We start from the raw sequence: 15,927 nt of genomic DNA on the forward strand, positions 1-15,927 counted from the left end.
ATTGGTAATGGTAACCGAAGTATCACAATTGTCAGTTGCAGTTGCAGTTCCGATTGCACCAACATAAGTACAAGCCGTGTTGGTTCCGATATTGAAATCTACAGGACAAGTAATCACCGGGGCATCATCATCATTGATTGTTACTTTTTGAGTACAAGTAGCGATTTTTCCGGCATCATCCGTTGCGGTCCATGTCACGATAGTTTCCCCAATCGGGAAAGCGGCAGGGGCGTTATTGGTAATGGTAACCGAAGTATCACAATTGTCAGTTGCAGTTGCAGTTCCGATTGCACCAACATAAGTACAAGCCGTGTTGGTTCCGATATTGAAATCTACAGGACAAGTAATCACCGGGGCAGTAGTGTCTGTAATAGTTATTTTAATATTTGCTGTATCACAATTGTTTGGATTAACAACTTGACAAATTTTATATACTAAAGTATATTGCCCAATAGAAAGTCCATTGACTATTATATCGCCGGTGGTTGTGTTTAAGGAAAGGTTTGGATTTCCACCAGATTGTAAAGTAATAGTAACGTTACTCGAATTAAATCCAAATCCGTTTAAAGTATCATTAGTTAAAATATTACCAAGGGTACCATTTGTAGAACATGTTGAATTATAAGTATCATCAACTGCATCAATAATCGGCGCAGTTACGGTTACAGTAACGGTAGCTTGGTCGCAGTTAGTTGGATTAAGGATTTCGCAGATTTTGTATACCAAAGAGTAAGTTCCTGCAGGTATACCTGAAGCAACTACTACATCGGTACCGGAAAGTGTTATACCTAAATTAGTCGCAGACACAAAAGTTGTATTGACTTTAGAAGAAACTACAGCCACTCCATTAAGCATATCATTCGACAAAACATTGGTAAATGTTCCGCCTGTGTATCCATTTATAGAAGTGGTATCATTAATAGCATCAATAATCGGCGCAGTTACGGTTATAATAACGGTAGCTTGGTCACAGTTAGTTGGATTAAGGATTTCGCAGATTTTGTATACTAAAGAGTAAGTTCCTGCAGGTATACCTGAAGCAACTACTACATCGGTACCAGAAAGTGTTATACCTAAATTAGTCGCAGACACAAAAGTCGTATTGACTTTAGAAGAAACTACAGCCACTCCGTTGAGCATATCATTCGACAAAACATTAGTAAACGTTCCGCCTGTGTATCCATTTATAGAAGCGGTATCATTAACAGCATCAATAATCGGCGCAGTTACGGTTACAGAAACGGTAGCCTGATCGCAATTGGTTGGATTAAGAATTTCACAGATTTTGTATACCAAAGAGTAAGTTCCGGCAGGCGTACCTGGAGCAACCAGTATATCGGTACCAGAAAGCGTCACACCTGCATTAGTAGCAGACACAAAAGTCGTATTGACTTTAGAAGAAACTACAGCCACTCCGTTGAGCGTATCATTCGACAAAACATTAGTAAACGTTCCACCTGTGTATCCATTTATAGAAGCGGCGGTATCATTAATAGCATCAATAACTGGAATAGGATCGGCGAAGCAAAGCGTATTGTTATAAATTACACCTGTACTAAAACCTATTGCACCCTTAGTAGAAAGCATTCTACCTTCAAGATTTCCATTAGCTCCCATCGTGTTGGCACCATCATGCGCAATAAGAGTACCTTTCATAAACGTAAATGTACCCATAGAAATAGCTCCTTCAGCTACCCAAAACACATTACAACGACGTACGCCATTAGTCAAAATCACTTTAGACTGTGCTGCTGTTGTAAAGGCTCCAGCAAACTTAAAGATAAATAAGGCATTGGCATTTCCCTGTCCATTTAAAGTAATGGTTCCTGCTAAAGATCCAGCTCCAGCAATGGAATAAACTCCTGCTGTTAAAGTTTCTCCGCTTCCAAAGGCAGGAGTATGAGAAGTATTTGTTGCAGGCGTGTTTGAAAGCTGAACATAAGCGGCTTGTAAATCTATTTTAGCTTGTGCGGTTGTAGCATCAACATGATGAAATGAACCAGCCACAGTAGAACTTGCGAAACCGCTAATATCTCCATCATTTGATCCTATATCACCTACTATTCCTGAAGTCGCTGCGTTAGCTACTGCCCCAACACTAGTAAATAGAGCAAAATTGGCAGCAGTTCCTAAAATATTATTATTACAAGTGTTATCACAAGCTATAGGAATAGTAATAGGACCGGCAGGTATGGTTGCCACACCAGGTCCAAAACTAATAGCACCTTCAGTAGAAAGCATTCTTCCTTCTATATCTCCTGAGCCTCCAATTGTTATGGCGCCAGGGTGAGCTATAAGTGTTCCTTTGGTAATTGATGATGAACCAATGGAAATAGCACCTTCAGCGATCCAAAATACATTACACGCACGGGCTCCATTAGCTAAAATGATTTCGGAACCTGCTGTTGAAGAAAATCCGCCTTCAAATTTAATAACAAACGCGGCATTCGTATTTCCTTGTCCATCTAAGGTAAGGGTTCCTGTCAATGATCCTGCGCCTGCTATTAAGTAAACTCCGGCAGTAATGGTTTCTCCGCTTCCAAATGCTGCAGCATGCGTGGTATTTGTTAGAGGAAGATCACTAAGATGAATATAAACCCGAAGTAAATCAATTTTAGCTTGTGTGGTTGTAGCATCGGCATTGTGAAATACACCAAATGTGGATGCCGGTCCAAAACCACTGATAGCGCCTACATTCGTCCCTATATCACCATGATAAGTAGACTTACCTGTATTTGAAACTGCTCCAGTACCGGAATAAGCAGAAAAATTGGTAAGTGTTCCTAAGTTAAGTACTTGTCCAAAACCTATATTTGGAAATGATAACAAAGCGATAGTTATTATACTATAAAGTAATTTTTTTTTCATTTGATTTCATTTGGGTTTAAAAAATTCATTTTTAAAGATTTGGATAAAATGCATAACCCATTCATTGGACGATTTTTTGTGATTTGTGTGTAACATATGTTTTTTATTACCGCGATATAACCATCTATTTGTTTGAATATCATTTTTTTAAATTGCTAATGTTGTAATTTTTCGATCTAAATAAATTGTAGGCTAAATTGATTAAGTCTTAATTATTTCAGTTTCTCTTACTATATGTAAAATGCTATATCCTTGTTTCGTATACTTTATTTTCATCTTATATTTTTCAATAGTCGTTCCTGTACTTTTAAGAGGCCTTAATTGTAATGATTCTCTAAATCCCTAAATGTTATATAAACAGTTTTTAAACATTAACACAACATGAAAGTTTATATAAATAAGTTAATTGTGTACTATTAACACTTTTAAATCTTTTTTTAGAGCAAGTTTGATATCGTGTAAAACTACTTACATAAAATTGCTATTTATAATTTTATCTATGAATAACCTAAATACCTGTTGAAACGAGATTTCTTGTTAAAAAAAAATTAAAAAACACTGCTTTTTAGCTTATTTTAACATGATTTTAATTTATTTTTATTCTATCCTTGTTTTTTTTTTTAAAATTTTAACATTTCAAATCTATATTTTTTATTATTTATTAACAAGTAAAAAAGACGATAAAATGCATATTTATCGGATTAAGTGCATTTTTGAATAATTTTGAGTAGGAAAATTACTATTTATATAAAGTAATTAACAATTTTTATCCTGATTTTTCTTATGACTAATATCTATAAAATATGTTTTTATTAAAAATTAGATTTAAAAAATATTTTGTAATTTGTAATCTTAAAGAAATTAATGCAATGCCATTGATAAATAAAATTTGAAAGTATGAAAAATTTAATATTAATACGGCATGCAAAATCAAGTTGGGAAGCGCCGCTACATGATAAAGATCGACCGTTGACTCATAAGGGAATGAAAGATGCACATTTGGTATCTTCTCATGTAAGTGATTTTATTCCTAAATCATATGTGATGTGGAGCAGCACAGCTGAAAGGGCTTTAGAAACAGCACTGATTTTTGCTCAAAATATAGCATATCCCATAGAATGTATTGATTTCAAAGACGAGCTTTATACTTTTGATGAAAATAAATTAGAGAAAGTTATTAAATCTTGTGATAATGGTATAGAAAGTGTTATTCTTTTCGGACATAACGAGGCTATTACAAATTTTGTTAATAAATTTGGAGATGCTTTTATTAATGATGTTCCTACAGCTGGATTTGTGTCTTTACAATTTGACACAGACAGCTGGGATAGGATTAAAAAAGGCAAAACAAAAAAAATAATATTTCCCAAAGAATTAAAATAAAAAAAGTGTTAGAACATAAATATATTGATAGAGAAAAAAGTTGGTTAGCGTTCAATGCAAGAGTACTTCAAGAAGCCGCGGATGATTCAGTACCATTATTGGACAGATTACGATTTTTAGGTATTTTTTCTAATAATCTGGATGAGTTTTTCAGAGTTCGTTTTGCCGCTATCAGAAGATTAAGCCTCTCAGGAATATCCGGAGAGAAATATCTTGGTGGTATTTCGGCCCAACAATTAGTAAAGGATATTACCGAAATAGTAATTCAGCAACAATCCGAAAGTCTGCGAATTTTAAACATTATCGAAACTAAACTGGAAACAGAAAACATATTCATTATTAATGAAAATGAAATTTCCCGTGAGCAGGAAAATTTTTTAAAAGACTTTTTTATTCAAAAATTAAGTCCAGAATTAGTAATCATAATACTGAATGATTTAGCAGAATTTCCTTTATTGAAAGATACTTTAGGATATTTGGCTGTAAAATTGGTTATGAATCATACCTCTGAAGTTAGATACGCAGTTATTGAAATTCCTAAAACGATTAATCGATTTGTTGTTTTGCCATCTAATAATGAAAAGCAATACGTAATCCTACTTGACGATGTTATAAGACATAATTTGAAAAGTATCTTTAATATTTTCGATTACCAAAGTGTTTCAGCACATATGATTAAAATTACCAGAGATGCTCAGTTAGACATCGATAGTGATTTGAGCAAAAGTATGATTGAAAAAATTTCTACAAGCGTAAAAGATAGAAGAATAGGGGAGCCCGTTCGTTTTATTTATGATCAGTTAATAGAAAAAGACACACTCCAATTTTTCCTCGATAAGATGAAAATTGTTACTACTGATAGTATTATTCCTGGGGGTAGATATCATAACAGACGTGATTATATGAATTTTCCAAATCTTGGCAGATTTGATTTATTGTATCAAACTAATGAACCTTTGCCGATTCCTGGACTAAGTCTTGAAGGAAGTATATTAGAAAAAATCAGTACTAAAGATTATTTGTTAAATGCACCTTATCAGTCGTTTTCTTATCTCACTAAATTTTTACGGGAAGCAGCTCTTGATCCAAAAGTTACTTCGATTAAAATCACGTTATACCGATTGGCAAAAAATTCTCAAATCATAAGTTCACTTATAAATGCTGCCAAAAACGGAAAAAAAGTGACTGTTCAAATCGAATTGCAAGCTCGTTTTGATGAAGCTTCAAATATTTCGTATGCAGAGCAAATGAAAACGGAAGGAATTGAACTTATTTTTGGAATAAAAGGACTGAAAGTCCACAGTAAGATATGCGTTATCGAAAGAACCGAGAATGATAAAATCAAACGTTATGGTTTTATTTCTACGGGAAATTTTAATGAATCAACTGCAAAAGTCTATACTGATGTGACTCTTTTTACAAGTCACCAACAAATTCTAAAAGACATTACAAAAATTTTTGAATTTTTTGATATTAATTATAGAGTACATAGATACAAACATCTTATTGTTTCTCCTCATTACACGCGAACTAGATTTTATAAACTGATAGATAGAGAAATTTTGCATGCTTCAGCTGGTAGAAAGACGCATATAAAATTAAAAATGAATAGTTTATCCGATTTTAAAATGATTGATAAATTATATGAAGCCAGTAATGCTGGAGTAAAAGTACAACTCGAAATTAGAGGTATTTGTTCATTGATACCGGGAATTCCTGGGATGAGCGAAAACATAGAAGCAATAAGTATTGTAGATAATTATCTGGAACATTCCAGAGTTTATATTTTTGGGAATGCCGGACAAACGGAAGTTTACATTTCCTCAGCTGATTTTATGACTAGAAATCTTGATGGTCGAGTAGAAGTTACATGTCCTATTTATGATCAGGAAATAAAAAATGAGCTCATAGACAATTTCGATTTAGGTTGGAAAGGAAATGTAAAAGCGAGATATCATTCTTATAAATTAGATAATAAATATAGAGTACGAAATCATAATCCAGTTTTTAGGGCGCAACTAGAGACTTATAAATATTATCGAAATAAAATTGACGTTTTAGAAGAAATCGTTTAAAAATTGGTTTCATATTTGCTATTGTCCTCTAATAAAATTAAGAAACTAAATTCAAATCATAAATTAAGAATGATTAAATTAAAAAAATATGCTGCAATAGACATCGGTTCAAATGCGATGCGTTTATTGGTTGTAAATATTGTTGAGCAAGATGGGAAAGAACCCCAATTCAATAAAAGTTCCCTTGTACGTGTACCAATTCGTTTGGGGCAGGATGCTTTTACAGTTGGCGAAATTTCTCAAGAGAATATGGAAAGGATGTGTGACGCCATGAAAGCATTTAATCTATTGATGAAAGTGCATAAAGTGGAACGCTATATGGCATTTGCAACTTCGGCGATGCGAGAAGCATACAACGGTAAAGAAGTTGTAGCAATGATTAAGAAAAAAGCGGATATCAAAATAGAAATCATTGACGGAAAAAAAGAAGCAGCAATAATCGCTTCAACTGATTTGCATCATTTATTAAAAACAGATCAAACGTATCTTTTTGTTGATGTTGGTGGTGGAAGTACTGAATTTACCTTATTTTCCAATGGTAAAATGATAAATTCCAGATCATTCAAAGCAGGAACAGTTCGATTGTTGAATGAAATGGTTTGCGATGTTGTTTGGGATGAAATTGAAAAATGGATAAAGTCAAATACTCAAGAATATGATGAAGTTACTTTGATAGGTTCTGGTGGAAATATCAATAAACTCTTCAAGATGTCAGGAAAAATGCAAGAAAAGCCTTTGTCTTACATTTATATGAATTCCCAATATGCTTTCTTGAATTCACTTTCTTACGAACAAAGAATTTCAGAATTAGGATTAAATCCGGATCGTGCCGATGTAATTCTCCCAGCCACCAGAATTTATCTAAATGCAATGAAATGGAGCGGAGCAAGAAATATTTATGTGCCTAAAATTGGACTTTCTGATGGTATTGTAAAAGCTATGTATTACGGTAAAATATAAATTTTAAAATGAATAAAAACAGACTTGAAGCTTTTAGCGATGGTGTTTTGGCTATCATAATTACTATTATGATACTGGAAATAAAAGTTCCGGAAGGAGAAAATTTCAGCGATTTATTATCGCTTTTCCCTAAATTCATAAGCTACATATTGAGTTTTGTTTATGTAGGTATATATTGGAACAATCATCATCATATGCTGCAAAGTGTCACTAAAGTAAATGGTAAAATTTTGTGGGCAAATCTTCATTTGTTATTTTGGTTATCACTAATTCCAGTTTCTACTGGATGGATGGGGGAACATAATTTTGCCAAAGCCGCCATTACATTGTATGGCGTAATTCTTTTTTTCGCAGCAATAGCCTTTTTGTTGCTTCAAAATGTAATTATATCTAGTGAAGGAGAAAATTCAATATTGGCAAAAGCTGTTGGGAAAAATTTTAAAGGAAGTATTTCTAATCTTTTATACCTAAGCGCAATATTTATTTCTTTTTTTTACGAAATCGTAGCTGCTTCTATTTATGTTATAGTAGCAATGATGTGGCTTATACCCGATAAAAGAATTGAAAAAATTATCAATTCTAAAGAATGATCTAATTCTTATGACATAAAATCATGCATCTAAATCTAATCCAAATGTTGTTCGTAAGAGTTCAATATTTGGATTTATTTCAAGAAGCCTATTGTAGCGGTCTTGGTCATTAAAGTTTCTCTTGCTTTCGACACTTTCATTAACAATAACTTCTATTGTAATGTCATGATTGTGTAAATGACCTTTCAAATGTCCTAAAAGGCCATTCAATTCTTTTTCAAAATCTAATTTTGAACCTTCATTTGGTAATTCAATCGTGATGGCAGTTCCATTTAATTTAGGATCGTTGATTAGTAACAACGATTCCATAATTTTATATCCTTTGTCGCCTAAACGTTGTGCATATTTATTCCAATACAATAGCATTTCAGTTTCGGTAAAAGATTCAGTTGGTAAATGAACGGCTTCTTTTACTATTCCTTTATTGCTTTCTTCTAATGCTTTTTTGGCACGAATACTAGATAATGAAAAAGCCGAAACCTTTAGTTCATTAGATTGTTGAATGTCAATTTTTACTATAGGAACAGGAACAGGAACTGGAGAAATAATATTTAAAGCTTCAGGTTCTTTTTCTTGAGCTGGTACAATTGGAGTATTTACAATGTTTTCTGTCTTAGCTTTTGGACTTTCTACAATAGAGTAATCGTTCTTTCTAAAATAAGTAGGAGGAATTATAAATTGCTCAACTTTTTTTTTTCTCCATCAAAAGTGATAGAGGCAAGTTGCATCAGGCAAAGTTCAACAAGAAGTCTTTGATTTTGGCTCAGTTTGTATTTTAAATCACAATCATTTGCAATTTCGATTCCTTTTAAAAGAAAGTCTTGACTGCATTTTTGCGCTTGCACGCCATACATTTGTTGTGCTTGTTCCCCAACTTCTAATAAAGATAAAGTAGCAGGTGTTTTAGAAACCAATAAATCTCTAAAATGGGAAGCTAATCCTGATACAAAATGATGCGCATCAAATCCTTTGGCTAGAATTTCGTTGAAAGCGATTAATAAATCCGGAATTTTATTTTCCAGAATCAAATCGGTTACATTGATGTACGTTTCGTAATCCAAAACATTCAAATTTTCTGTAACGGCTTGACGTGTTAAATCTTTTCCACAAAATGAAACTACTCTGTCAAAAATAGACAAAGCATCACGCATTGCTCCATCAGCTTTTTGGGCAATGATATGCAAAGCATCATCTTCAAAATTTACACCTTGACTTGTAGCTACTTCGGCAAGATGTTCTTTGGCATCTTTTACGGTAATTCTTTTGAAATCAAATATTTGACAACGAGAAAGTATCGTTGGAATAATTTTATGTTTTTCGGTCGTTGCTAATATAAAAATGGCATGTTTTGGCGGTTCTTCCAGTGTTTTCAAGAAAGCATTGAAAGCTGCCGAAGACAACATGTGAACCTCATCAATAATATATACTTTGTATTGTCCCGTTTGTGGCGGAATACGGACTTGGTCAATTAAATTCCTGATATCATCAACTGAATTGTTGGAAGCAGCATCTAATTCGAAAACATTAAAAGCGAAATCTTCATTTGGATCGTCATATCCTGGCTGATTAATTTTTCGAGCCAGAATACGGGCGCAAGTTGTTTTACCAACTCCACGAGGTCCTGTAAATAATAGGGCAGAAGCAAGATGATTGCTTTCTATGGCATTCAACAAAGTATTGGTAATGGCTTTTTGTCCTACAACATCTTTAAATGTTTGAGGACGATATTTACGTGCCGATACTACAAATTGTTCCATAGAAATTTTATTCGAAAGCAAATATAGGTTTTAATTTAATGATGGAAAAATTTGCGGCTTGAAAGATTTTATAATTTTTCAAATGGTTTTTAGTTCCCAAATTCCCTAGCCCAGATAGCAGTGGAAATCCTTATGAGCCGGGGTTCGGCGAATAAGATTGTAACGGATAGCTGGAAATTGCTCCTAATTAAATGCAATTTCAAGAATAAAAGAATTTCTAAATCTGATTAGATTTTTAGTTAAGAAGGGATTTTGAAGAATTCGAAAGTTTCAAACCGGATAGCGGATATTCAGGTACATTTTTTTGTTGGATCAATACTTTAAACTTCATCCCCATATCCACCAATAATCTGTAATTCAGGATTGATTCCTGCAGTGCCATTTGTAAATTGCCCTGATTGTTTTTAAAAGTAGTGTCTTGATATTCTTTAATTCCAAGTCCCAATAAAAAACTGGCTTGGTCTACTATTCCGCAACATTCGATGCCGAATTGCGAACCCCAATGCGATATCGCAGAAAAGTTGATGTGCGTTGTTATGTCTTGTTGTCCGATAAATTGATACGGATTGTCGTTTTTGTGGTGTTTGTAATAACATAAAAGCGTGCCACAACTCCTACGACTGTTGTATAATTCAGATGATAATGAACCATAATCGATGGTAATTACATAACCTTTTTGTAAAGATTGTGAAACTTCTTTGATCCATGATAGGGCTTCCAAATTAATTTCGGTTCGAAATCCTTCAGTTAATTGTACATTTAATACAGTCAAATAATCGGTGAGTTCTTTTTTTGCAGGTTTTAAAATTTCAATAAAATCTTCTTTATAGTCTACAAAAACTTCGTTAAGTCGCTCTTTCATAATTACCTGATGAACGGAGAAATTATCAATCAATTCATTGGATAAAACACAGCCGTTAATTTCCGGAATATCTTGAATGGAGTTATACCAGCTTACTTTTTCATGCAAATGTTTCTTTTGTATTTCCCTCATGCTGGCACTTTTCTCAATAATGCAATAAGTTAAGTTTTCATATAAAGAGTTGTTATTCTTGAGATAATCTAAAATATCATGACACAATAAACCCGTACCGGCACCATATTCAACAATTTTGAAAGGTTTTTTTTCTAAGTTTTGCCACATTTCTTCAATTTGGCGCCCTATCATTACTCCAAAAGCGGCAGTAAGATTGGCACTGGTATAAAAATCACCATATGCTCCAATCTTGTTTTGAGAAGAATTATAATATCCTAATTCTGGATAATACAATGCCATCTCCATAAAATCCCGAAAAGATAATGGCCCTTCTTTTTTGATTCGTTCTATTATTATTTCGGAAAGCAACATCGAATTTATAAATTAAATCGTGAAGTTTTTCTGGTAAACAAATTACAAGTAGCTTTAAAAAAACGGTAGAAATAAATCGAGTTTATTTTTATTTATTTCTTCCTTTAATGCTGATTTCATTTAAAACTCTTGCAGCATCATTCTCGGAATTTGCTGCAAAACCAGCTACAAAAACACCTTTTTTACCAGAACTGGACTTTATACCGTAAACCGTTGCTTCATCATCAGGATTACTATCACCTTCATATCGATAGATGTGTTCAATTTCATATCGATGTGGATTTTTGATAATGTCTTCTTCGTGAAGATTAAAATCAAACGTAAATCCCATTTCATTCAAATCGTCTAAGGCTTTAGAAACACTGGCATAATGATATATGTTTGACATAATAGTAGATTTATGGTTAATGCTTAAAGGTAACTATTTTATTATGAATTCATTGTCAAAGAGTTGTTAAAGTAAATAAGCTAAAACCCAAAAAAAGGATTAAATATCGTAAATTCGCACCGCAGACCGCCTTATCGTCGTTTTGAGCAATCAAAAGGGAGGAAAGTCCGGACACCATAGGGAAGCATAACGGGTAACGCCCGTCGGGTTGAGCAATCAATTCAGGACAAGTGCAACAGAAAGTATGTACAGGTAATGCTGTAGTGAAACCAGGTAAACTCTATGCGGTGAAATATCAAGTATATCAGCATTTAAGGGCTTCTCGTCCGTTGTTGAAGGGTAGATAGCTTGAACTTATGAGTAATTATAAGTCTAGATAAATGATAAGGCTCCGATTTATCGGGGACAGAATCCGGCTTATAGGTCTGCATTTTTTATTTTTTTTGCCGCGAAGGCGCAAAAAAAAACCACCTTTTTTTCTCATTTTTACACTTTACATTTTTAGGATTATTTGTCAAAAACCCATTTTGTTTGAGCTTTTGCACCTTTGTGATAAGTTTGATTAATTATCTTTGGGGTTTACTTTGAAACAGTGATTTATAATCAACTTATAAGATGAAAACAAGAATAGGAATTTTAGGATTGGGTGGAGTAGGTGGCTATTTTGGAGGATTATTGGCCAAAAATTACTATGATTCTGATACAATTGAAATCATATTTATTGCTCGTGGTGAAACCCAAAAAGTAATAGCCCAAAATGGATTGAAAATTATTTCTGATACTAATGAAGTAATTGTTTTTCCAAATTTGGTTTCTAATAATCCAGACCAAATTGGAAAACTGGATTACCTTATTTGTGCCACTAAAACCTATGATGTCGAATCCAGTTTTGAATCTATAAAAAGTTGTATTTTCCATAACACAATAATTCTACCTTTATATAATGGTGTTGACGCTGCAGAGCGCATACAAACATTGTTTCCAGAAAATATGGTTTTGCAGGGTTGTGCCTATATTGTTTCCATGATTGTATCTCCCGGAGTTATTAGAAAATTAGGGCATTTTGAAAAACTATTTTTTGGTTCAAGAACCGCTCCCATTTCTAAATTGAATGCGCTACAAACTTTATTGAAAAATGCTGGAATCGAAAGTTATCTTTCGGAAAATATCGAAGAAACGGTTTGGGAAAAATTCATTTTCATTTCCCCTTTGGCTTCGGCAACTTCCTATTTGAATCAGAATATTGGTGCTATTTTGAATAATCCAGTTAACAAAGCAATTTATATTTCACTGCTTAATGAGATTAGTTCGGTCGCTGCCGCAAAAGGATTAGCGCTGCCAAATGATATTATTGCCCAAACGATAGCCAAACTGGAAAAATCGCCTCAAGACGCCACCTCATCTATGCAAAGGGATTTTTTAGCAAATCGAAAAACGGAAGTAGCTTCTTTGACGGAATATGTGGTAAATGAGGGTGCGAAATATGGAGTTTCAACTCCTACTTATCAAATGATATTGGAAAAGTTATCAAAATAATACTAAAATCAGATTACTCTTCTTCACCATCGTTTTGGTCTGATTCATTTTCAGAATCTTCCTCTTCATTACTTGAACCTATTTCGAAGAAGCTAAAAATAGAACCTCCGTAACTTTTTTGAAATAAAAAGTGAAGCATGTGATCTAGTTTGGTATATTTCGAATGTTCGATTACCATCATTCCTTCGTCATTAAGCAATTCTTTTTCGAAAACTAATAAGATAATTTTCTCGAAAGTTTTTTGGTCCAAAGCATAAGGTGGATCCGCAAAAATAATATCATAAGACGTTTTACATCTTTCTAAATACGTGAAAACATCGCTTTTTGTGGCTGCAATATTAAAATCATATTCGGCTGCAACTTGTTTGATAAATTTTACACAACCAAAATCACCATCAACAGAAGTGATTGGCGTGCTTCCTCTTGAGGCAAATTCATAACTGATATTTCCGGTTCCTGCGAATAAATCTAATATTTTAAGCCCTTCAAAACTGAAATGGTTGTTCAAAACATTGAATAATGCTTCTTTGGACATATCGGTGGTCGGACGAACGGGGAGTCCTTTTGGTGGAAAAATGCGTCTTCCTTTGTATTTTCCTGAAATGATTCTCATGAGTTGAAAAGTATAAAATGATTTCTGTTTTCGGCCTCAGAAAAATAATTGTTCCATCGCAAATCTTCCACATCAATAAGGGAAACGTTGCGAATGTATTTGTAAGCGATTTTGAAATAATCACTTTCGGTATCAATATTTCCGATTAGTTCCAAAGGGAAGTTTTCGGGATTTAAATTCAATTGTTCGGCAGTAAATAAAATGTAATACAAGAAATCTTCGGGCGTGTTGTAATCAAAAGAATTGAAAAGCAATAATTTTTGGTTCTGAACCACAATGATTTCAAAGTGACCAGAATTGATGTGAATGAACATCTTTTTATCATCCTTATTTTTGGATGCAACCAAAAGTTTTGAGACCAAAATGCTATTGGCATGTTTGTAATCGAAAGAACCAAATTGGTCAATAAAAAAATTATTGATATTCACATACGGAATATAAACCGCATTCATTTGATAGTTTGGAATTTCATCAAAAGCAAAAAAATCCGTTTCAAAAACCTTAGTGTTGTATTGTAAATAACTGCCTAAAAAGTTCTCATCAAAAAGAGCTGTGGGAACAAAAGTGGAAAGGTTGTTATTGTGAATAATCAAAATTTCATCATATGAATCCTTTAATTCCGGATAATCCTGAAACGCATCACCAAACAATTCTTCAATTTTTGTTGCTTTATGAAACGTATCAAAATGCACTTCGTTAAATGAAGTTACCGTATTGTTTAGCGTGTCAAAACAACAAAAAGAAAGTCCAGTCAAGGAAACTTGAATGGACAGTTTTTTATATTTTTTTTCGGTGATGTTCGTATTTTGTATTGACATAATTTGATTTTCAATCCATTTCTACCTTATATATAGTACAAGAATTAAATGCGGTCACAAACTTACAATTTTTTTACGATTCTAATACCAATTTATGCAATTGCCTCGATTTTCATACTTATATTTGATGTTCATTTATAGCAATCAACTTCACATGAATTCCTCCTTGTTTTACAGTCTTTTACAGAGAAAATTTCCTTTTCAGCCCACTTATAAACAAGATATTTTTTTTCAAAAAATTGCTATTTTTTTAACCGAAGCCGATAATAAGACCATTTTCGTCTTAAAAGGATATGCAGGAACTGGAAAAACAACCGTTATTTCTACTATTGTAAATAGTTTATTGGACATCAATAAAAAATATGTCTTGTTGGCGCCAACCGGTCGTGCGGCAAAAGTGATTGCCAATTATTCGAACAAACCTGCTTTTACGATTCATAAAAAAATCTACTTTCCCAAGAAATCTTCTGGTGGTGGCGTTTCATTTACATTGCAACAAAACAAACACAAGAATACGATTTTCATAGTCGATGAAGCTTCGATGATTTCGGATACCAATTCCGATTCTAAGTTGTATGAAAACGGTTCCTTATTGGATGATTTGATTTCGTATGTATATTCAGGAACCAATTGTAAGATGATTTTATTGGGAGATACCGCTCAGTTGCCTCCGGTGAATTTGGATATCAGCCCCGCTTTGGACATTCGTACTTTGGGAATGAATTATGATAAGGAAATAGAACATATCGAGTTAGACGAAGTCATGCGTCAGGAAGAAAGTTCCGGGATTTTGCATAATGCAACCGAACTTCGGGAATTATTGAAAGATTCCTTTATCAATGAATTCAAATTTGATGTCAAGAAATTTAAAGATATTGTTCGGTTGACCGATGGGTACGATATTCAGGATGCGATCAATTCCGCCTATAGTAATTATAGTATAGAAGATACCGCTTTTATTGTTCGTTCCAATAAAAGGGCGAATCAATATAACGAGCAAATCAGAACCAAAATCCTCGATAAAGAAAGTGAACTTTCCACAGGCGATTTCTTGATGGTGGTAAAGAACAATTATTTTTGGTTAAAAGATTCTGATGAAGCGGGTTTTATTGCCAATGGTGATATTATTGAAATATTGGAAATTTTCAATATCAAAGAATTGTATGGTTTTAAGTTTGCCAAAGTAAAAATACGAATGATTGATTACCCCAATCAGATTCCGTTTGAAACGGTATTGTTAATGGACACCATAAAAAGCGAATCGCCATCTTTAACCTATGAAGAATCCAACCGATTGTATCAGGAAGTATTGAAAGATTATGAAGGCGAAACCAAATTCCAAAAATTCCAAAAAGTAAAAGCCAACGAATATTTCAATGGTTTACAAGTGAAATTCTCGTATGCAATTACGTGTCATAAATCACAAGGTGGACAATGGAATACCGTTTTTATAGAACAACCGTATTTGCCCGATGGAATCAATAGAGATTACATTCGCTGGCTGTACACCGCTATGACCCGAGCAAAAAATAAATTATATTTGATAGGATTTAAAGATGAGAATTTTGTGGAATGATTTTAAAAATAACCG

The 15,927-nt window shown here is 33.4% G+C and carries 13 protein-coding genes and 1 other RNA gene; 7 read left to right on the plus strand and 7 right to left on the minus strand.

Features of this window, described 5'->3' with window-relative positions; genetic code table 11:
• Positions 1 to 2,868 (minus strand): ice-binding family protein (locus ACM55K_RS13980; protein ID WP_416850896.1); only part of this gene is annotated, 2,868 nt, incomplete at its 3' end.
• Between the two features lie 897 nt (positions 2,869 to 3,765).
• Between ACM55K_RS13980 and ACM55K_RS13985 the strand changes: the two genes are divergently transcribed.
• The 4 genes from ACM55K_RS13985 to ACM55K_RS14000 all read left to right on the plus strand — a co-directional run bounded on the left by ACM55K_RS13985 (position 3,766) and on the right by ACM55K_RS14000 (position 7,876).
• The gene (locus ACM55K_RS13985; RefSeq protein WP_416850897.1) at positions 3,766 to 4,251 is read left to right on the plus strand and encodes a SixA phosphatase family protein; all 486 of its coding nucleotides are present in this window, start codon (positions 3,766 to 3,768) and stop codon (positions 4,249 to 4,251) included.
• A 5-nt stretch (positions 4,252 to 4,256) separates the two neighbouring features.
• A complete protein-coding gene (gene ppk1 / locus ACM55K_RS13990; RefSeq protein ID WP_416850898.1) occupies positions 4,257 to 6,326 on the plus strand; it encodes a polyphosphate kinase 1 in 2,070 nt (689 codons plus the stop codon).
• A gap of 69 nt (positions 6,327 to 6,395) precedes the next feature.
• Positions 6,396 to 7,286: a Ppx/GppA phosphatase family protein gene (locus tag ACM55K_RS13995; RefSeq protein ID WP_416850899.1), complete on the plus strand. Its 891-nt coding sequence runs from the start codon at positions 6,396 to 6,398 to the stop codon at positions 7,284 to 7,286.
• An 8-nt stretch (positions 7,287 to 7,294) separates the two neighbouring features.
• Positions 7,295 to 7,876: a TMEM175 family protein gene (locus tag ACM55K_RS14000; protein ID WP_416850900.1), complete on the plus strand. Its 582-nt coding sequence runs from the start codon at positions 7,295 to 7,297 to the stop codon at positions 7,874 to 7,876.
• A 21-nt stretch (positions 7,877 to 7,897) separates the two neighbouring features.
• Here ACM55K_RS14000 and ACM55K_RS14005 read toward each other — a convergent pair whose 3' ends face one another.
• The 4 genes from ACM55K_RS14005 to ACM55K_RS14020 form a co-directional block, all read right to left on the minus strand.
• Positions 7,898 to 8,242 (minus strand): DNA polymerase III, encoded by a 345-nt coding sequence (locus ACM55K_RS14005; protein ID WP_081897846.1) that lies wholly within the window; start codon positions 8,240 to 8,242, stop codon positions 7,898 to 7,900.
• Positions 8,243 to 8,547: 305 nt separating this feature from the next.
• Positions 8,548 to 9,633 carry a DNA polymerase III subunit gamma/tau gene (dnaX, locus tag ACM55K_RS14010; RefSeq protein WP_416836735.1) on the minus strand — a complete coding sequence of 362 codons (1,086 nt, stop codon included), beginning with the start codon at positions 9,631 to 9,633 and terminating at the stop codon, positions 8,548 to 8,550.
• A 235-nt stretch (positions 9,634 to 9,868) separates the two neighbouring features.
• On the minus strand, positions 9,869 to 10,981 hold the full coding sequence (locus ACM55K_RS14015; RefSeq protein ID WP_416850901.1) for a class I SAM-dependent methyltransferase: 1,113 nt from the start codon (positions 10,979 to 10,981) through the stop codon (positions 9,869 to 9,871).
• 88 nt (positions 10,982 to 11,069) lie between these two features.
• Positions 11,070 to 11,369: a hypothetical protein gene (locus ACM55K_RS14020; RefSeq protein ID WP_416850902.1), complete on the minus strand. Its 300-nt coding sequence runs from the start codon at positions 11,367 to 11,369 to the stop codon at positions 11,070 to 11,072.
• A 118-nt stretch (positions 11,370 to 11,487) separates the two neighbouring features.
• On the opposite strand from ACM55K_RS14020, the gene rnpB reads away from it, so the two are divergent.
• Together rnpB and ACM55K_RS14030 are read left to right on the plus strand one after the other, a co-directional pair.
• Positions 11,488 to 11,805, plus strand: an RNA gene (gene rnpB, locus ACM55K_RS14025) — RNase P RNA component class A.
• Positions 11,806 to 11,984: 179 nt separating this feature from the next.
• Positions 11,985 to 12,905: a ketopantoate reductase family protein gene (locus tag ACM55K_RS14030; RefSeq protein ID WP_416850903.1), complete on the plus strand. Its 921-nt coding sequence runs from the start codon at positions 11,985 to 11,987 to the stop codon at positions 12,903 to 12,905.
• 13 nt (positions 12,906 to 12,918) lie between these two features.
• Here the strand turns inward: ACM55K_RS14030 and ACM55K_RS14035 are convergent, their stop codons facing one another.
• Positions 12,919 to 13,518 (minus strand): RsmD family RNA methyltransferase, encoded by a 600-nt coding sequence (locus ACM55K_RS14035; protein ID WP_416850904.1) that lies wholly within the window; start codon positions 13,516 to 13,518, stop codon positions 12,919 to 12,921.
• Positions 13,515 to 14,336, minus strand: a complete 822-nt coding sequence (locus ACM55K_RS14040) for a DUF3822 family protein (protein WP_416850905.1) — start codon at positions 14,334 to 14,336, stop codon at positions 13,515 to 13,517. Before ACM55K_RS14040 ends, ACM55K_RS14035 begins: the two co-directional genes overlap by 4 nt.
• A 154-nt stretch (positions 14,337 to 14,490) precedes the next feature.
• On the opposite strand from ACM55K_RS14040, the gene ACM55K_RS14045 reads away from it, so the two are divergent.
• Complete coding sequence (locus tag ACM55K_RS14045) at positions 14,491 to 15,912, plus strand: ATP-dependent DNA helicase (protein WP_416851065.1); 1,422 nt, start codon at positions 14,491 to 14,493, stop codon at positions 15,910 to 15,912.
• Positions 15,913 to 15,927 lie beyond the last annotated feature (15 nt).

Origin of the sequence: Flavobacterium arabinosi (assembly GCF_048158725.1) — a bacterium.
GTDB lineage: Bacteria > Bacteroidota > Bacteroidia > Flavobacteriales > Flavobacteriaceae > Flavobacterium > Flavobacterium arabinosi.

Coding starts and splice junctions, on each gene's coding strand:
- ACM55K_RS14035 (WP_416850904.1), bottom strand. CDS start 13,518: ATGAGAATCATTTCAGGAAAATACAAAGGAAGACGCATTTTTCCACCA.
- ACM55K_RS14020 (WP_416850902.1), bottom strand. CDS start 11,369: ATGTCAAACATATATCATTATGCCAGTGTTTCTAAAGCCTTAGACGAT.
- ACM55K_RS14015 (WP_416850901.1), bottom strand. CDS start 10,981: ATGTTGCTTTCCGAAATAATAATAGAACGAATCAAAAAAGAAGGGCCA.
- ACM55K_RS14005 (WP_081897846.1), bottom strand. CDS start 8,242: ATGCTATTGTATTGGAATAAATATGCACAACGTTTAGGCGACAAAGGA.
- ACM55K_RS14000 (WP_416850900.1), top strand. CDS start 7,295: ATGAATAAAAACAGACTTGAAGCTTTTAGCGATGGTGTTTTGGCTATC.
- ACM55K_RS14030 (WP_416850903.1), top strand. CDS start 11,985: ATGAAAACAAGAATAGGAATTTTAGGATTGGGTGGAGTAGGTGGCTAT.
- ACM55K_RS13985 (WP_416850897.1), top strand. CDS start 3,766: ATGAAAAATTTAATATTAATACGGCATGCAAAATCAAGTTGGGAAGCG.
- ACM55K_RS13995 (WP_416850899.1), top strand. CDS start 6,396: ATGATTAAATTAAAAAAATATGCTGCAATAGACATCGGTTCAAATGCG.
- dnaX (WP_416836735.1), bottom strand. CDS start 9,633: ATGGAACAATTTGTAGTATCGGCACGTAAATATCGTCCTCAAACATTT.
- ACM55K_RS14040 (WP_416850905.1), bottom strand. CDS start 14,336: ATGTCAATACAAAATACGAACATCACCGAAAAAAAATATAAAAAACTG.
- ACM55K_RS14045 (WP_416851065.1), top strand. CDS start 14,491: ATGAATTCCTCCTTGTTTTACAGTCTTTTACAGAGAAAATTTCCTTTT.